At 70.9% G+C, this 15,801-nt stretch carries 20 protein-coding genes and 1 pseudogene; 16 read left to right on the plus strand and 5 right to left on the minus strand.

Going from position 1 to position 15,801, the window contains the following annotated elements; all coding sequences use genetic code 11:
- Window positions 1-28 precede the first annotated feature (28 nt).
- Entirely contained in the window at window positions 29-1,231 is a 1,203-nt protein-coding gene (locus tag ABD978_RS10395; protein ID WP_345352187.1) for an FAD-dependent oxidoreductase, read from the plus strand.
- 4 nt (window positions 1,232-1,235) lie between these two features.
- The gene (locus tag ABD978_RS10400; RefSeq protein WP_345352190.1) at window positions 1,236-2,084 is read left to right on the plus strand and encodes an alpha/beta fold hydrolase; all 849 of its coding nucleotides are present in this window, start codon (window positions 1,236-1,238) and stop codon (window positions 2,082-2,084) included.
- Between the two features lie 57 nt (window positions 2,085-2,141).
- Here the strand turns inward: ABD978_RS10400 and ABD978_RS10405 are convergent, their stop codons facing one another.
- Both ABD978_RS10405 and ABD978_RS10410 read right to left on the minus strand, forming a co-directional pair.
- On the minus strand, window positions 2,142-3,011 hold the full coding sequence (locus tag ABD978_RS10405) for a dihydrodipicolinate synthase family protein (protein ID WP_345352193.1): 870 nt from the start codon (window positions 3,009-3,011) through the stop codon (window positions 2,142-2,144).
- A gap of 4 nt (window positions 3,012-3,015) precedes the next feature.
- Window positions 3,016-3,924: an EamA family transporter gene (locus tag ABD978_RS10410; RefSeq protein WP_345352196.1), complete on the minus strand. Its 909-nt coding sequence runs from the start codon at window positions 3,922-3,924 to the stop codon at window positions 3,016-3,018.
- Window positions 3,925-3,997: 73 nt separating this feature from the next.
- On the opposite strand from ABD978_RS10410, the gene ABD978_RS10415 reads away from it, so the two are divergent.
- From ABD978_RS10415 to ABD978_RS10425, 3 genes are all read left to right on the plus strand, one after another.
- Window positions 3,998-4,927 carry a LysR family transcriptional regulator gene (locus ABD978_RS10415; protein WP_345352199.1) on the plus strand — a complete coding sequence of 310 codons (930 nt, stop codon included), beginning with the start codon at window positions 3,998-4,000 and terminating at the stop codon, window positions 4,925-4,927.
- A 31-nt stretch (window positions 4,928-4,958) separates the two neighbouring features.
- Window positions 4,959-5,498: a hypothetical protein gene (locus ABD978_RS10420; RefSeq protein WP_345352202.1), complete on the plus strand. Its 540-nt coding sequence runs from the start codon at window positions 4,959-4,961 to the stop codon at window positions 5,496-5,498.
- Window positions 5,499-5,650: 152 nt separating this feature from the next.
- Window positions 5,651-6,496: an NmrA family NAD(P)-binding protein gene (locus ABD978_RS10425; protein ID WP_345352205.1), complete on the plus strand. Its 846-nt coding sequence runs from the start codon at window positions 5,651-5,653 to the stop codon at window positions 6,494-6,496.
- A gap of 30 nt (window positions 6,497-6,526) precedes the next feature.
- Here ABD978_RS10425 and ABD978_RS10430 read toward each other — a convergent pair whose 3' ends face one another.
- Entirely contained in the window at window positions 6,527-7,342 is an 816-nt protein-coding gene (locus ABD978_RS10430) for an alpha/beta fold hydrolase (protein WP_345352208.1), read from the minus strand.
- Between the two features lie 192 nt (window positions 7,343-7,534).
- Here ABD978_RS10430 and ABD978_RS10435 point away from each other — a divergent pair, with 192 nt between their 5' ends.
- Together ABD978_RS10435 and ABD978_RS10440 are read left to right on the plus strand one after the other, a co-directional pair.
- Window positions 7,535-8,092 (plus strand): RNA polymerase sigma factor, encoded by a 558-nt coding sequence (locus ABD978_RS10435; protein ID WP_345352211.1) that lies wholly within the window; start codon window positions 7,535-7,537, stop codon window positions 8,090-8,092.
- Between the two features lie 14 nt (window positions 8,093-8,106).
- A complete protein-coding gene (locus tag ABD978_RS10440; protein ID WP_345352214.1) occupies window positions 8,107-9,267 on the plus strand; it encodes a CU044_5270 family protein in 1,161 nt (386 codons plus the stop codon).
- Window positions 9,268-9,428: 161 nt separating this feature from the next.
- Here the strand turns inward: ABD978_RS10440 and ABD978_RS10445 are convergent.
- Window positions 9,429-10,253: pseudogene (locus ABD978_RS10445) on the minus strand (alpha/beta hydrolase); the annotation flags it as partial.
- 64 nt (window positions 10,254-10,317) lie between these two features.
- Between ABD978_RS10445 and ABD978_RS10450 the strand changes: the two are divergent.
- From ABD978_RS10450 to ABD978_RS10470, 5 genes are all read left to right on the plus strand, one after another.
- Window positions 10,318-10,872, plus strand: a complete 555-nt coding sequence (locus ABD978_RS10450) for a helix-turn-helix domain-containing protein (protein ID WP_345352217.1) — start codon at window positions 10,318-10,320, stop codon at window positions 10,870-10,872.
- 71 nt (window positions 10,873-10,943) lie between these two features.
- Window positions 10,944-11,312 (plus strand): MerR family transcriptional regulator, encoded by a 369-nt coding sequence (locus ABD978_RS10455; RefSeq protein ID WP_345352220.1) that lies wholly within the window; start codon window positions 10,944-10,946, stop codon window positions 11,310-11,312.
- Window positions 11,313-11,334: 22 nt separating this feature from the next.
- Entirely contained in the window at window positions 11,335-12,255 is a 921-nt protein-coding gene (locus tag ABD978_RS10460; RefSeq protein ID WP_345352223.1) for an LLM class flavin-dependent oxidoreductase, read from the plus strand.
- A gap of 298 nt (window positions 12,256-12,553) precedes the next feature.
- Window positions 12,554-12,712, plus strand: a complete 159-nt coding sequence (locus tag ABD978_RS10465) for a hypothetical protein (RefSeq protein WP_345352226.1) — start codon at window positions 12,554-12,556, stop codon at window positions 12,710-12,712.
- Between the two features lie 116 nt (window positions 12,713-12,828).
- Window positions 12,829-13,275 (plus strand): GNAT family N-acetyltransferase, encoded by a 447-nt coding sequence (locus tag ABD978_RS10470; protein ID WP_345352229.1) that lies wholly within the window; start codon window positions 12,829-12,831, stop codon window positions 13,273-13,275.
- A 104-nt stretch (window positions 13,276-13,379) separates the two neighbouring features.
- On the opposite strand, the gene ABD978_RS10475 is transcribed toward ABD978_RS10470, so the two are convergent.
- Entirely contained in the window at window positions 13,380-13,754 is a 375-nt protein-coding gene (locus ABD978_RS10475) for an ATP-binding protein (RefSeq protein ID WP_345352232.1), read from the minus strand.
- A 135-nt stretch (window positions 13,755-13,889) separates the two neighbouring features.
- Here ABD978_RS10475 and ABD978_RS10480 point away from each other — a divergent pair, with 135 nt between their 5' ends.
- The 4 genes from ABD978_RS10480 (at window position 13,890) to ABD978_RS10495 (ending at window position 15,799) form a co-directional block, all read left to right on the plus strand.
- On the plus strand, window positions 13,890-14,681 hold the full coding sequence (locus ABD978_RS10480; protein WP_345352235.1) for a helix-turn-helix domain-containing protein: 792 nt from the start codon (window positions 13,890-13,892) through the stop codon (window positions 14,679-14,681).
- Window positions 14,682-14,683: 2 nt separating this feature from the next.
- Window positions 14,684-14,791 carry a DUF397 domain-containing protein gene (locus ABD978_RS10485; RefSeq protein ID WP_345353675.1) on the plus strand — a complete coding sequence of 36 codons (108 nt, stop codon included), beginning with the start codon at window positions 14,684-14,686 and terminating at the stop codon, window positions 14,789-14,791.
- On the plus strand, window positions 14,778-15,260 hold the full coding sequence (locus tag ABD978_RS10490) for an HIT family protein (protein WP_345352238.1): 483 nt from the start codon (window positions 14,778-14,780) through the stop codon (window positions 15,258-15,260). Before ABD978_RS10485 ends, ABD978_RS10490 begins: the two co-directional genes overlap by 14 nt.
- A gap of 80 nt (window positions 15,261-15,340) precedes the next feature.
- Window positions 15,341-15,799 carry an excisionase family DNA-binding protein gene (locus tag ABD978_RS10495; protein WP_345352241.1) on the plus strand — a complete coding sequence of 153 codons (459 nt, stop codon included), beginning with the start codon at window positions 15,341-15,343 and terminating at the stop codon, window positions 15,797-15,799.
- Window positions 15,800-15,801 lie beyond the last annotated feature (2 nt).

A 15,801-nucleotide genomic window follows, 5' to 3' on the forward strand; every position in this document is an offset into this window, starting at 1 on the left:
TTGTTCACTTGGAACGGAGGATGAGGCGATGACCGAGCGGGACCTCGGAAGGGTGCTGGTGATCGGGGCGGGGATCGGCGGGCTGACGCTCGCCCACACGCTCGTCGGCGCTGGTATCGACGTGCGCGTGTACGAGGCCGACGACGACACCGGCGATCGACCCCAGGGGTATCGGATCGGGTTGGCGCCCGCCGGGATGGCGGGACTGCGCGCGAGCCTGCCAAGGCGGCTCTACGAACTGGTCGAGGCCACCAGCGGAAGTCTCACCGGGCCCGGCCTGCTGTTCGACGAACAGCTCACCCTGCTCCACAGCGACCTGGAAGGACCGGCGGCGGACGCCCGGGCGATGGACCGGCAGGTACTGCGGCGGATCCTCCTCGGAGGCCTTGGGGACCGGGTCGCGTACCGCAAGCGGCTCACCGGCCTCATGGAGAGGGCGGACGGGCCAGTGACCGCGCACTTCGCCGACGGCACGGAGGCCACCGGTGACGTGCTGGTCGGCGCCGACGGCGGAAACTCGGTGGTGCGCCGGCATGTGGCGCCCGAGGTGCGGCTCGTCCCAGCGGACCTGTGCGGGGCGATGGGACGCACCCCCATCACCGAGCGCTTCCTGCGACTGGTGCCAGGCCGCGGCACGATGGTGAAGGGCCCGGGGATCACGCTGATGCTGGGACGCATGCAGTTCGGCACCGAGCCGTCCGCGGCGGCCGCCGAGCTCGCTCCCGGCCTTGACATGCCGTACCGCGACAGCTACGTGCGCTGGGTGCTGCTGGTGCCGCCGGACCATCCCGCGGCCGCCGACGCGGGGCGCGGCCGGTGGGACGCGCGCGAGGTGGTCCTAGGGCTCATCGACGGCTGGCATCCCGATCTGCGGGAACTGGTGCGCTCGGCCGACATGAGCGCCATCGGCAGATCCAGGATCTACGACCGGCCGATGCCGCCGTGGCCGGCGGGCCGGGTCACGTTGCTCGGCGACGCGGCCCACCTGACGCTGGCCAGCGGCGGGAACGGCGCGACCACCGCGATCCAGGACGCCGTCCGGCTGTGCGCGCGCCTGGACGAGGTCCGCCGTGGCGAACGCCGGCCGGCCTCGGCGCTGGCGGTGTACCAGGCCGACCTCCTCGAACGCGGTAACGCGGCGGTGGAGGCCGGCAAGGAGGCGCTGAAGAGGTTCGTCCCGGCGGGGGAGACCGCGGACCTCCCGCGCGCCGCCCACGGCGCGGAGGGATGACAGGATGCGCGACTACGAAAAGGGCCGGGTGCGTTCCGCCGACGGCACGACGATCGGCTACCGGATCTACGGCGACGGCCCCGCACTGATCCTCCTGCACGGCGGAATGCTGGCGTCGCAGCATCTCACCAAGCTCGCCGACGCCATGGCGGCCGAATACACCGTCTACGTGCCCGACCGGCGCGGACGCGGGCTCAGCGGCGGACACGGTGACGACTTCCACGTGAGTCGTGAGGTGGAGGACGTACAGGCGCTCGTCGCGGAGACCGGAGCGTCGATGATCTTCGGCCTGAGCGCGGGCGCGCTCGTCGCACTGCGCGCGGCGCTCGCTGTCCCCGCGCTCGACCGAGTCGCCCTGTACGAGCCTCCCCTGTCCGTCAACGGCTCCGTACCGATGGAGTGGCTGCCGCGCTACGAGCAGGAACTCGCCGAGGGCAGACTCGCCGCCGCGCTGATCACCGTGTTCAAGGGCCTGCGGACCGAGCCGTTGGCCAACTGGATTCCGCGATCGGTGCTCCTGCCGCTGCTGACGATCGGCTCGCGCCTGCTACGCGAGTCCTCGGGCGATGACGTCGCGGTCATGGAGCTCATACCGACGGAGCGCTTCGACATGCAGATCATAAGGGAGATGGCCGACACGTTGCCGGACTACACGGCGCTGCAGGCGCGGGTGCTGCTGCTCGGCGGGTCGAAGAGCCCGGCCTACCTGATCGAGCCGCTGGAGAGACTCGCGACCATCCTCCCGCACGCGCGGAGCGCCATCCTCCCGGGCCTCGGTCACTCGGGGCCGGAGAACGACGGAGACCCCGGTGCCGTCGCCCAGGCCCTGCGCACATTCTTCAACGAGCAGTGACGTTCATGGCCGGAGTTCTGCTCCGATGGAACGAGGCCGGAGCGCCGCCTCCGATCCTCATGCGATCAATCCTGCCAGTGCGTCCAGCGCCCGGATCACCACCTCGGAACAGGGCGGCCGCAGCGGCGATCGTACGGTGGCGTCGGCGATCAGGCCGCGCTCGGCGAGCACCGCCTTGATGACGGTGGGGGAGGGTTCGGCGAACAGCGCGTTCACCAGGGGCAGCAGGGCGTCGTGGAGGTCGCGGGCGCGCGCGGCGTCCCCGTCCCGTACGGCGTCGGCCAGTGCGGCGAACGCCGCCGGGGCGACGTTCGCCGAGGCCGTGATGCCGCCCGCCGCGCCGAGTTGCAGCATCGGGTACAGGAACGCGTCGTCGCCGCCGAGCACGCCCCGGCCCTCGGCGAGCAGCGTCAGGGTGTCCGCGTCGATCGCCCCCGGGCAGTGCTTGATCCCGGCGACGTGCTCGGTGGCGAGCAGTTCGAGGAGCGTCTCGACGCGCAGCGTCTTCCCCGTCCGGTACGGGATGTTGTAGACGATCAGCGGTACCCCGGCCGCCGCGCCGATCGCCGCGAAGTGCTCGAGGACGCCCTCGTCGGTGGGCCGGAGGTAGTACGGCACGACCGCGAGGAGCAGGTCCGCGTCGACGGCACGGTCGATCGCCTGCCGGACGGACTCCTCGGTGCCGATCGTCCCCACGCCGACGGTGAGCGGCGCGCCGTACTCCTCGCTGATCTTCCGGCACGTCGCGATGACCGTACGCCGTTCGTCGGCGGTGAGCAGGGCGGCCTCGCCCGTGGTGGCGAGCACGACGAGTCCTGCCGCGCCCTCGGTCAGGACGTGGTGGGCCAGGCCTTCGAGGGAGGGGACGTCGAGGGCGCCGTCGGGCCCGAACGGTGTGACGAGCGGAACGTGGATCCCGTGGAGCATGAGGTCACCTCTCGGCGAGCGCGGCGGCCGGGGCGTCGGCCCGGGGGCGGACGGCGGCCGTACGGCGGCGGAGGCTGCCGAGGGCGACGCCACCGACGATGAGGACACCGGCGACCAGGTCGGGGACGGTGATGCGCTCGCCGAGCAGGAGCGCGGCCGAGGACACCCCGAACAGCGGCACCAGCAGCGAGTAGATCGCCACCTGACCGGCGTCGTACCGGCGCAGCAGCCACCCCCAGAGGCCGAACCCGACGAGGGTCGACAGGTACGCGATGTAGGCGAGCGCGCCCAGGCCGCCGGCGGAGATGTGCGCCAGCGCGTGCAGGTCCGTACGCGGCCCCTCGAAGATCAGCGAGAGCGCGAGCAGCGGCAGCGGCGGGATCAGGCTGACCCAGACCATGAACCCGAACATGTCCGGCGGCTGCGCCTTCCGCATGCCGATGTTGGCCAGCCCCCACATGCCCGCCGCGCCGAGGCACAGCGCGAACGCCAGCACGGGCCCGCCCTGGCCCAGCGACCCGGCGATCACCGCGATGCCGGTGAAGGCCACGAGCATGCCCGCCACCTGCGCCCGGCGCATGCGCTCACCGAGCATCGGCACGGCGAAGGCGGCGGTGAACAGCGCCTGCGTCTGCAGCACGAGCGACGACAACCCGGCCGGCATCCCCAGGTGCATGGCGATGAACAGCAGGCCGAACTGCCCGACCCCGAGCGGCAGTCCGATGAGCGTCATCCGGTGCCACGGGATCGCGGGCCGCCGGACGAACAGGACCGCGGGGAACGCCGCCGCCACGAACCGCAGGGCCGCGAACAGCAGCGGCGGCAGGGCGCCGAGCCCCACATGGATGATGACGAAGTTGAATCCCCAGATCGCGGCGATCAGCACCGCGATCGCGATGTCCCGAGGTCTCATGACTCTGATCGTCGCGGTCGCCATTCTTTAGGACAAGCGAATGTTCCTTAAGCTCTCCATGTAGCATGCCTACATGCTCGACCTGGAGCGGCTTCGTGCCCTCAACGCCGTGGCCACGTACGGTTCCGTCAGCGCCGCGGCGGAGGTCCTTCACGTCACGACCTCGGCCGTCTCCCAGCAGGTCGCCAAGCTGGAGCGGGAGACCGGACAGAAGCTCCTGGAGCGCAACGGCCGAGGGGTCCGGCTCACCGACGCCGCCGCGCTCCTCGCCGCGCACGCCGAGCGCATCCTCGCCATGGTCGAGGCCGCGGAGTCCGACCTCGAGGCCCAGCGTGGCGCCGTCGTCGGCGAGCTCGCCATCACGGCGTTCCCCACGGCGGCGCGCGGCCTGATGCCCGGCGCGCTGGGGCGGCTCGCCAAGGAGCACCCCCTCCTGACGGTGACGCTGCGCGAACTGGAACCGCACGCCAGCCTGCCCCTCGCCGCCCGCGGCGAGATCGACCTGGGCGTCGTCCAGGACTGGTTCAACGTGCCGCTCGCCATCCCGGACGGCCTGGTCAAGGCGCCGCTGCTCGACGACGTCGCGGACCTCGCCCTTCCCGCCGACCACCCGCTCGCCGATCGCGAGGTCATCGACCTGGCCGACCTGCGCGGAGAGATGTGGATCGCCCAGTCGGCCGGCGCGATCTGCCGCGACTGGCTGGAGCACACGCTCCGGACGGCCGGCCTGGAGCCGCGCATCAGCCACACCGCCGACGAGTACGCCACGCAGCTCGCCCTCGTGGCGGCCGGACTGGGCAGCGCCATCCTGCCGCGCCTGGGCCGCTGCGACGTCCCGCCCGGTGTCCGCATCGTCGCCGTGCGTCCCGCGCTGACACGGCACGTGTACGGGATCTGGCGCGCCGAGGCGGCCCGCCGTCCGGCCATTCGCGCCGCCGTCGCCGCCCTCCGCGCCGCCGCCACGGACCTGGGGCTGAACGCGCCCGTTCCTCACGGAGAGTGACCGAGTGTCCCGCCACGGGTAGGGGCGCGACATGTGGACACGAGCAACGATCGAAGGAATGATCGCCGGACTCGTCGGCGCGCTGGCGATGACGGCCAGTGAGAAGCTCGAACAACGATGGACGCGGCGCCCGGACTCCCACGTCCCGACGCGGACGCTGGAACGCCTGACGGGCCTCTCGGAGCACCCCCGGCGGCAACCGCGTTCGCGCAACCTCGCCATGCATCTCGGACAGGGCATGCTCATGGGCGGGCTGCGCGGGGTGATGGCCACGGCCGGGCTGCGCGGCCCCTGGGCCTCGGCGATGTTCGGGGTGGTCCGCCTGACCAACGACCAGATCCTGGAGAACGCGACGGGCGTCGGCGCTCCGCCCTGGACCTGGCCGCGCCGCGAACTCGCCGTCGACCTGCTGCACAAGGGGGTCTACGCCGCCGCGACCGGCCTGGTCGCCGACACGCTGGCCGCCTGGCACGGCCCGGGTCCCGGCCAGTGGCACGCGGCCCTGCGCCGGGGACGCCGCGGGGACGTCGCACCGGTCCCGAGACGGCGACTACGCCCCGCGGTCCGGTGACCACCCAAAATCATTCTTTTTTCGCGAATTTTGGATCGCGACTTCATTCCCGCAGGTCAACGAGAAATGCGAACACGCTGTTCGCGTTTGCCGTCCCCGGAAGCGCTGGCGAGGATGAACGCCCTTGATCGATCGCGCAGCGGGGAGACGTCATGCCGATACTGGTCACCGGAGCGACCGGCACGGTCGGGAGCAGCCTCGTCCGGCAACTCGTTGCCGCCGGTCAGGAGGTCCGGGCCGTGACCCGCGATCCCGCCTCGCGGGCGGCCGCCGCCCTGCCGCCGGAGGCCGAGGTGGTCGCCGGGGACTTCGGTCGGCCGGAGAGCCTGGTTTCCGCCCTTCGCGGGGTCGAGCGGATGCACCTGGTGGCGATCGGCGAGTCGCTGACCACCGGCCCCCGGATCCTCGAAGTCGCGAAGGAGGCCGGCGTACGGCGGATCGTGCACCTCGGCCACAACGATCCGAGCCGCGACGACGACGATCCCATGGAGGCGCGGCACCGCGTCCTGCACCGGACCATCGAGAACTCCGGTCTCGAGTGGACGCACATCTTCCCCGGCGAGTTCATGGCCAACACCCGTGAGTGGGTCGCGTCGATCAGGACGGAGAGCGTCGTGCGCGCCCCGTTCGGCGACTGGACCAGCGCGATGGTCCACGAGGCCGACATCGCCGCCGTCGCCCTGGCCGCCCTCCTGGAGGACGGCCACATCGGGCGGACCTACGTGCCGACCGGCCCGGAGCCCGTACGACGCCGCGACGCCGTACGGCTGATCGGCGAGGCCATCGGCCGCGAGGTCCGGTTCGTCGAGCTCACCCCCGACGAGGCGCGGGAGCACTGGAAGGACCGGTACCCCGAGCAGGTCATCGAGTGGTTCCTGGAGATGGGCCGGTACCTGGACGGCAACGCCTGGGTCTCGCCCGTGGTCGAGGAGGTCACCGGCCGTCCGGGCCGTACCTTCGCCCGGTGGGCCGCCGACCACGCCGCCGACTTCCGCTGACCGGCGAGCCGTCCGCGACTCGACGGCGGCTCAGCCCTTGATGAACGCGAGCAGGTCGGCGTTGAGCTCGTCGTGGTGGCTGGCGAAGATGCCGTGCCCGGCGGTCGGGTACTCCTTGTACACGGTGCCCGGGATGATCTCGGCGGTGCGGCGGCCGGTCACGTCCACCGGCGCCGAGAAGTCCGCCGCGCCGTGGACGACGAGCGTGGGGATGGTGATCTCGCGCAGCCCGGCGCGGTGGTCGGTGTGGAACAGCGCGTGCTGGAACTTCAGCACCGCCCACGGCGAGGTGGCCTCGCACTCCCGGATCATCCAGGCGATAAGGGCGGGGGACACCGCCGGGCCGAGGTGGGTGGCGAAGAAGACCTGGGCCTGGTCGGAGAGCCACTTGGGTCGGTCGGCGCGGATCTTGGCCTGCATGGCCTCGAAGAGGGCCTCCGGGATGCCGGCCGGGTTGTCCTCGGTCTGCTTCAGGAACGGCAGCATCGCGGAGATGAACACGGCGCGGGCGACGCGCTCCTCGCCGTGCCGGGCGAGGTAACGGGCGATCTCGCCGCCGCCCATGGAGTGGCCGACGAGGGTGACGTCCCGCAGGTCGAGGTGCTCGATCAGCGCGGCCAGGTCGTCCGCGGTGGTGTCCAGGTCGTATCCGCCGGAGGGCCGGTCCGAGCGCCCGTGGCCCCGCCGGTCCAGCGCGACGCACCGGTAGCCCCGCTCGACGAAGAAGGGGATCTGGTACTCCCACATGTCGGTGCTGAGCATGCAGCTGGCGACGAAGACGATCGTCGGGCCCTGGCCGTAGTCCTCGTAGGCGAGGCGGGTTCCGTCAGCGGTCTCGAAGAACATGGGGTCGCTCCTTGGTCTGTCTCGCGTGGTCCGACGTCATGAATCCTCCCGGCGTACGGGAACGGGGTCGATTACGTCCGAGGTAACAGGCGGCCCTACCGGCGATCTTCTTGAAGGTGATCGGTAAAGGCGGCGGGGGCCGTCGGAAGTACTGGTGAAAGGTCACCGACTCACCGAAGGGCAGGGACTCCGTTGGGCGACTCCGAGGACTCCCGAAGACGCTTCACCGAGCTGTACGACGAGAACTACCGGCGCGTGCTCGGCTACGTGATCACGCGCGCCGAGCCGGACGTGGCGGAGGACATCGTCAGCGAGACGTTCGTCATCGCGTGGCGCCGCCTGGACGACATCCGCGAGCCGGCGCTGCCCTGGCTGCTGGGCGTCGCCCGGAACCTCCTGCGCAAGCAGTGGGACAACGGCTCCCGGCGGCGTGCGCTGGTCGACCGGGTCACCGCGATGACCACCGACGAGGACCTGGTGGCGTGGGACGTCGCCGACCACGTCGTGGAGCGTGACAGCGCACTGGCGGCCATCGGCGGGATGTCCGAGAACGACCTCGAGGTCCTCTCGCTCGTCATGTGGCACGGCCTGGCCCCGCGAGAGGCCGCCAAGGTCGTCGGCTGCTCGACCGCGGCGTTCTTCGTCCGCCTGCACCGCGCGCGGCGCCGCCTCGCCAGGGCGATCGACAGCGCCCCCGCGCCCGATGCCCGCCGCCCCGTGTCCCGCGCCGCCGACAAGGCCGCCCGATGAACCCTGGAGCCAAGTTGAACCGCGACCCCGACGACCTGTTCCGTACGCTGAAGCCCGTCGGCCTGGAGACGATGGCCGCCGAGGCGCACTCCCGCCGCCGCGAGCGGGATCTCGCCGAGGCGTGGGATGGCGGCGACTCCGGCCGCGCCGTCTCGGTGCCGACCGCGCGGCGCCGGATGCCGCGCCTGCTGGTGGCCGGACTGGCCGCCGGGGCGGTCGCCGCGAGCGCGGCGCTCGTCATCGTCGCCACGGACGGCTCCGGGACCTCCCCCGGCGCCCGGCCGACCGCGTCCCGCACCGTACGACCGCTGGACGCCCGCGCCATCCTCCTGACCAGCGCCGAGAGCGCCGCCAAGGCACCCGCCACCACCGGGGCCTACTGGTACACCCGCGAACGCGAGACCTCGATCTTCACCACTTCCGATTTCCGCAAGGCGGCGCAGAAGAGGATCGCCAGGCGGCTCGGCGAGAAGAGTCTGCGGTTCCCGCCCTTCACCGCGTACGTGAGCAAGACGCAGGACAGCTGGTTCGGCCGCGACAGGCGGGACCGCACGATCACCGGCATCGACCCCAGGATCACCTTCCCGTCACCGGCCGACGAGGCCGCGTGGAAGAAGCTGACACCCAAGGAGAAGGAGTGGTTCGGCGTCGACCCGGCGGGCAAGCCGCACGTGAACAACTACGACTTCTCCGACCTGAAGCCGAACATCGCCCAGCGGGACAAGGCGATCGAGGCCCTGACCAGGCTGCCCACCGACCCGGCCGGCCTTCAGAAGACGATGCGGACCTGGTTCAAGCACGAGAACCAGTTGTCCGACCAGCACGACGGTGAGCCCATGGGCGACAGCTTCGCCCAGTACGTCTTCGGCGAGGCGCAGGACCTGCTGGCCGGGCCGCTGACGCCGGGCGCGAAGGCCGCGCTGTACCGGCTGCTCGCCGAGCAGCCGGGCATCCGCTACCTGGGCACGGCCGATGACCCGATGGGCCGCAAGGGCGCGGTCCTGGCCCTGGGGGGGAACGACGCCCGGCCGGGGAAGGGCTTCGAGATCCGTCTGATCATCGACCCGCGGTCGGGGCGGCTCCTCGCCCAGGAGTCCGGGGACCGCAAGGCGCCCAGCCTGACCATGACGTACGAGGCGATGGGCTGGGTGAACAGACTCGGCGCCCGCCCCTGAATCGGCCGGCCGAACCTGGCTGGGCGGCGCGTGGATCCTCTGCCGGCGCGACGCCTGATCCGCCGTCTGACCCGTCCGGACGGGTCAGACGGCGCGGAGAAGGTCGGTGAGGGCGCCGAGGACGGCGTCGGGGCGCTCCTCGTGCATCCAGCGTGCCCGACGTCGTCGAGGACCCGCTGTTCGCCGCGCGGGACCGACGCGGCCAGTTCCGCGTGGATCGTGCGCTTCATGTCGTTGATCTCGCGCAGCAGGTCCTCGGGCCACAGGTGGGCCTGGGTCGCGTCGTGCCCCAGGGCGGTCAGCACGATCAGCGGTACGTCGGGCAGGTCCGGGGCGTTCCGGAGCTCGTCGGCGACCTCGGTGTAGAGGTTCTTGTCCTCGTTCCAGGCCGTACGCCACGCGGTGAGGTGGTGCTCGATGAGCGGTCCGCGAACGGCGTCGGGCCACTTCGCGAAGTGCCCGGCGAGCGCGTCGCGGGAGCGCTGGAGCTGTTCCTCGGTCGGCTCCGGCAGGTCCCGGCTCTTCATCCGCTCCAGCATCTCGGGCACCTGCCGGGGCGCGCGGCGCAGGAAGTCCTCGTGGGTTGGGTCCAGCAGGAGCAGCCCGGCCACCTCGCCGGGGAAGCGCTGCGCGTAGTGGCGCGCGTAGGCCCCGCCCAGGGAGTGCCCGACCAGCACGTACGGGCCCGGAACCCCGGCGGCGGCCAGCAGGTCGCGCAGTTCGTCGGTGACCTCACCGGCCGTACGGGGCAGCTCGACCGGGTCGCTCCAGCCGGTGCCGGCCCGGTCGTAGAGCACGCCGGTCGTCAGCCGGGCGACGCGGTCGTGCAGGTTCACGTAGTCCAGGCCGACGAGGCCGGCCCCGGCCAGGAGGACCACGGCGGGCTCCCCGGCGCCGGACCGGTGCAGCATCAGCCGCCGGCCGCCCACCTCGTACAGCCGCCCCAGCGGGGGCTCGGTCCGGTGCTCCGGTGTCGTGGATCGCATGCGGGACGCCTCCAAGGATTATTCTCAACTTTGAGAAAGGTATCAGTCGTGAGATCGTTAGGCCATGGACCCGGTCGATCTGCTCCTGCACCCCGTGCGGCTCCGCATCGTGCACGCGATGTCGGGCGGGCGGACGCTCACGACCGCGCAACTGTCCGCGCTCCTGCCGGACGTCTCGAAGGCGACCCTGTACCGGCACGTCGGCCTGCTGGCCGAGGGAGGGCTCCTGGAGATCGACGGCGAGCAGCGGGTGCGCGGCGCCGTCGAACGGACCTACCGCCTGCGCCGGGCCCGCGCCGTGATCGACGCGGAGACGGCCGCGTCCGCCTCACCGGATGACCACCGCCGCGCCTTCGCCACGGCCATGGCCACCCTCCTGGCCGAGTTCGACGCCTACCTGGACCGCGACGCGGACCCGGCCCGCGACCTGGTCGGCTACCGGCAGCACGCGATCTGGCTCAGCCCGCGCGAACGCGCCGAGCTGATCGGCGAGCTGCGCGACGTCATCGTCTCCCGGATGACCAACGAACCCGCGCCGGACCGCGTCCGCCACCTGCTCAGCCCGATCCTCTTCCCCGCTGAGAGCCCGGGCGACCCGGCATCCGGTCACCGGCCATAGGCCTCCGGGCGAGCCCGCCGCTAGGGTTTCACATGGATGTGAAGGTCCAGCCGAACCATCGTGGAGTAGGTATGCGCATCGGCGAGCTGTCGCGGCGGACCTCGGTCAGCGCCAGGTTGCTTCGGTACTACGAGGAGCAGGGACTGCTCGTCCCGGAGCGGCTGCCGAACAGCTACCGCGAGTACGCCGAGGACGCCCCCGTGATCGTCGCCCAGATCCGCGGGCTCCTCGACGCCGGGTTGTCGACGGACGTCATCCGGGAGCTGCTGCCGTGCGCCGAGGGCAGGACGCCCCGGCTCACCGGCTGCCCGGAGCTGCGCGGCCTCCTCCGGCAGTCCCTGGACGGCATGCAGTCCCGCATCGACGCCCTCACTCGTAACCGGGACGCGCTCCAGCGTTACCTCGAGGCGACCGAGACCGTCGCACCCGCGCCGGGCTGACCGGCCGGAGTAGGGTCGGAGGGTGCGCTTCGCGATCTCCATCCCGCAGTTCTCCGGCGACGGTGAGTTCGATCCGGCCGCGTTCCGCGCCTACGTCGTACGGGCGGAGGAGCTGGGCTTCCACAGTGGCTGGACCCAGGAGCAGGTCCTCGGCTCGATGCCCAACCTGGGCCCGATCGAGACCATGACGTACGCCGCGGCCTGCACCGAACGCCTGCGGCTGGGCTGCGCGGTGTTCGTGAGCACCCTGCACAATCCGCTGCACCTGGCCAAGAGCATCAGCACGCTCGACCAGCTCAGCCGGGGCCGGCTGGAGGTGGGCGTCGGCACGGGCGGGCGGGGCAGGGCGTTCGCGGCGTTCGGCGTCGACACGGACGCCTTCGTCGCCCGCTTCACCGAAGGCATCCGGCTGATGAAGGCGTGCTGGACCGAGCCCGAGATCGCGTTCCCCGGCCGGTTCTGGCAGCTCGACGGCCAGGCGATGGAGCCGAAGCCGTTCCAGAAGCCGTACCCGCCGCTGTGGTTCGGCGGCAACCACCCCAACGCGCTCCGCCGCGCGGTCCGGTACGGCGACGGCTTCTTCGGCGCGGGGTCGCAGACGACCGCGCAGTTCGCCGACCAGACGCGGGTCGTACGGGAGGCGCTCGACGAGGCCGGCCGCGACCCGGGCGACTTCCGGATCGCCAAGCGCGTGTACATCGCGGTCGACGACGACGCCGCGCGGGCCCGCCGGCGCATGACCGACGCGCTGAACCAGGTGTACGGCCGCTCCGGCGGGGACGAGCTGACCCCCGTCGCGGTCTTCGGCCCGCCCGACGAGTGCGTGACCCGGCTGCGCGAGGTCGCGGACGCGGGCGCCGAGATGATCCTGTTCACCACGCTCTTCGACGAGGCCGAGCAGATGGAACGCCTGGCCGCCGAGGTCATGCCCCACCTGTCCTGAAACGGCGAAGGGCCGACGACCCAGTGGCGGGTCGCCGGCCCTTTCCGGCCCGGCTCGGCGATTCCCCGGCCACGTTCCTGGGGGCGGCCGGTTCAACCGTCGGGCGGTCAACGAAGCGCTGCCAGCGCTCCACGGCCCCCGCAGGAACCGCGTTCAAGATCATCTTTATGATGACACAGCCGGAGCGGCCACCGGTAACCAAGATCATTCGGCAGGCGTGATCTCCAGCACGTTCCCCGGACGGTCTCTGCCTAAGAAGTCCCACAGCATGAGTGGGACCTAAACAGGGGAGACGGCAATGAGCTGGAGGCAGAGGCGCGAGACGGAGAAGCTCCTGCTGGCTGTGGTGCCCGCAATCGTGCAGCAGGCGAGGTCCGAGGCCGCGGGCAAGGACAAGGCGTCCCAGACCGGGACCGAGGCCAAGGGCGAGCAGCCTGAGCAGTCCGAGCAGCGGTGACGGCAGAAGAAGCCTGACCGCGCAACCATGGAGGGCCCCAGCCGTTGTGCTGGGGCCCTCTTCTCGTGTGCCGGCGGAGCTCGCATCGGGGCCGCCCGGTCTGGAACGCTCGTGCCATGGACGGCATCGGGCTGCGGTCGGCGACACCGGACGACGCGGACTTCTGCTTCGAACTGCACAGGCTGGCCATGGGGGAGTATGTCGCCGCGATCTGGGGCTGGAACGACGCGGACCAGCGCGAATATCAGCAACGGGCCTTCGACCCCGGCCACTGGCAGATCATCACGGTCGACGGGACCGACGCGGGCCTGTTCATCGTCGAGGACCGGCCGGAGGAGCTCTACCTCGGCCGGATCGAGCTCCACCCCGACCACCCGGGCCGGAGCATCGGCGGAACCCTCATCCGGGGACTCATCGACCGCGCCCACGCGCAGGGCCGGCACGTCACCCTGGACGTCCTGACCGTCAACATCCGGGCGTACGCCCTCTACCGCCGCCTCGGCTTCCAGGAGAAGTACCGCCACGGCGACGGCGGCATCAAGATCCGGATGAGGTGCGCCTGACACCGTACGGACCACGGCGAGCACCGGCCCCTCACCTCCGCGCCCGCCGTGGCCCTCGCCGCGCGACCGGCTTCGGGGGAAGACCCGACCGCGCGGAGCCTCGGTCACCCGCCGCATCGCGCCCAGACCGTCTTGCCGTCGTCCTCCGGCCGCCAGCCCCACGCGGTCGCGTACGCCTGGACGATGAACAGCCCGCGGCCGTCCTCCTCGTCCAGCCCGGCGGCCCGGATCGCGGGTTCGCCGTCGCCGGAGTCCCGCACCTCGACCAGTACCGCCCGGTCACCCGGACGGCTGATCGTCAGCTCGAACACGGCACCGAGCCGCGCGGCGTTGGACACCAGCTCGGTGGTGACCAGGTGCACGTCGTCCAGCAGCTCCGGCAGCGCCCAGTCCCGCAGCCGCCGCTCGACCGCCAGCCTGGCCACCTTGGCGGCACCCGGATGCGGTCCCAGCTTGAGGGAGTACGAGTCGGCGGTCATGGGCCCTGCCCGTCCTGAGGAGGATTTTCGATTCGCGTCTCACCCTGTTGTCATGTGACTACTCTCGGCAATGGAAGGAGCTCGACAACCCCCGACAGCTTCAGCCCGGAGGGCGACATGGGATATCGGCGCGAGATGGATCCGACGACATCGGTGGCGGCGCTCTTCGCCTACAAGCTCCGGAAGTACCGTGACGCGAACGGCTGGACCCAGGACGCCCTGGCCGACCGCGTCGGCTGCACCGGCGACCTCATCTCGAAGATCGAAACCGCCAAGCGCTCCGCGACGACGGCGATGTCCGGGGACTTCGACCGGCTGTTCGCCCTCGACGGCTACTTCGCCGAGCTACAGCCCCTCGCCGCCCGTGAGCTCGCCCTCGGCTGGTTCCGCCCCTTTCTCGAAGCCGAGGGAACCGCGTCCTCGATGCACATCTTCGAGCCAACGGTCATCACCGGGCTGCTTCAGGACGAGGCCTATGCGCGGGCAATGCTCACCGCAGGCAACCACCCTGACAAGGTCGACCAGCTCGTCGCCACCCGCATGGAGCGCCAGGAGATCCTCCGCCGGGACGAGCCCCCGTGGTTGGTCATCCTGCTGTCCGAGTACGCCATCCGCCGCAAGATCGGCGGCCCCGAGGTGATGCGCGCCCAACTCCAACGCCTTCTCGACGCAATGAAGGAACCCAACATCACCATTCAGATCCTTCCGGAGGACGCGCAGATTTATCTCAATGGCTCGTTCACGCTCCTGAGCTGCGACGGAAGGAAGGACGTAGCCTACGCCGAGACCCCTATAGGCGGTGGGGACCTGATCGACCAGCCTCGGCTCGTCAATGCACTTAAAGTACGATTCGATCTGATCCGCTCTGCGGCGCTCCCGGCCACGGAGTCGGAAAAGCTCATCCGCACCATCATGGAGAGTGTGTGAGCATGACAGATCTTTCATCTGCCCAGTGGCGTACGAGCACGCGGTCCGACCAGCAGGGCGGCCAGTGCGTGGAAGTGGCCGTCGTCGAAGAGGCCCGTGGCGGCGCCTGAGCAGGTGACGCGGACCGGGTGCATCGCGTGCGAGCTGAGTTCCGGGGTGCGGCCGTTGCCGGGTGGGCGGCTGCATGAGAGTTCGGGGCTGGTCGTGGAGCACTGCGTCGGGCCGCTCGGCGTCGGGACGCTGGTGATCAAGCCGCTGCGGCACGTCGTCCATGTGGCCGACCTGGACGAGACCGAGAGCGCGGCGCTCGGTCCGCTCCTGCGGCGGACGGCGGCGGCGGTCACGGAGGTGATCCGGCCGGAGCAGGTCTACGTCTGCCTGTGGTCGCACATGGACCGAGAACCCGGTCACATCCACTTCGTCGTCCAGCCGGTCACCAAGGTCGACATGGTCCGCTTCGAAGCGGCCGGCCCGGAGCTCCAACTCGCGATGTTCCGCGCCGGCGAGTCGCCGGGGGAACCCGAGGTGGACGCCGTCTGCACCCGACTACGCCCGCTCCTCGCCGACCAAAGCCAGTGATCCACCTCATCGGAGGCCCGGACAGCTGTTGCGTTCATTTCGTCTGTTGCGCATACTGCGGTTAGGGGAAGGGGGTAGCTGTGGCTGGTGCCCAGGTCAAGCGATCAATAGAGCCGGGAGCGATAGACGCCGAGGTTGCGGCACGTGCGCTCAGGCGTATCAAGGACTACCTCATGCGTCATCCGGATCGCGAGAACATTCCGGTTACCGGTGAGCTCGGTGGTGAAGAGGCTGTGGTCCTCCCGCGCGAGGCCGTGAGCCTGTTTGCATACATCCTCGCCCAGGCGGCAGAGGGCAGGGGGGTTTCAGTGATCCCGTCGCATGCCGAGTTCACCACTCAGCAGGCAGCGGATGTGCTGAACGTGTCCCGCCCGTTCCTCATCGGCCTCTTGGAGGCCGGAAAGATCCCTTATCGGATGGTGGGAAGGCATCGCCGCATCACCGTTGAGGCGCTGATGGAGTACAAGCGGCGTGATGACCAGGAGCGGCGCGCTGCTGCCGACGACCTTGCCGCGCTCGGTCAGGAACTCGGAGCTTGACC

Origin of the sequence: Actinoallomurus liliacearum (assembly GCF_039542035.1) — a bacterium.
GTDB classification, from domain to species: domain Bacteria; phylum Actinomycetota; class Actinomycetes; order Streptosporangiales; family Streptosporangiaceae; genus Actinoallomurus; species Actinoallomurus liliacearum.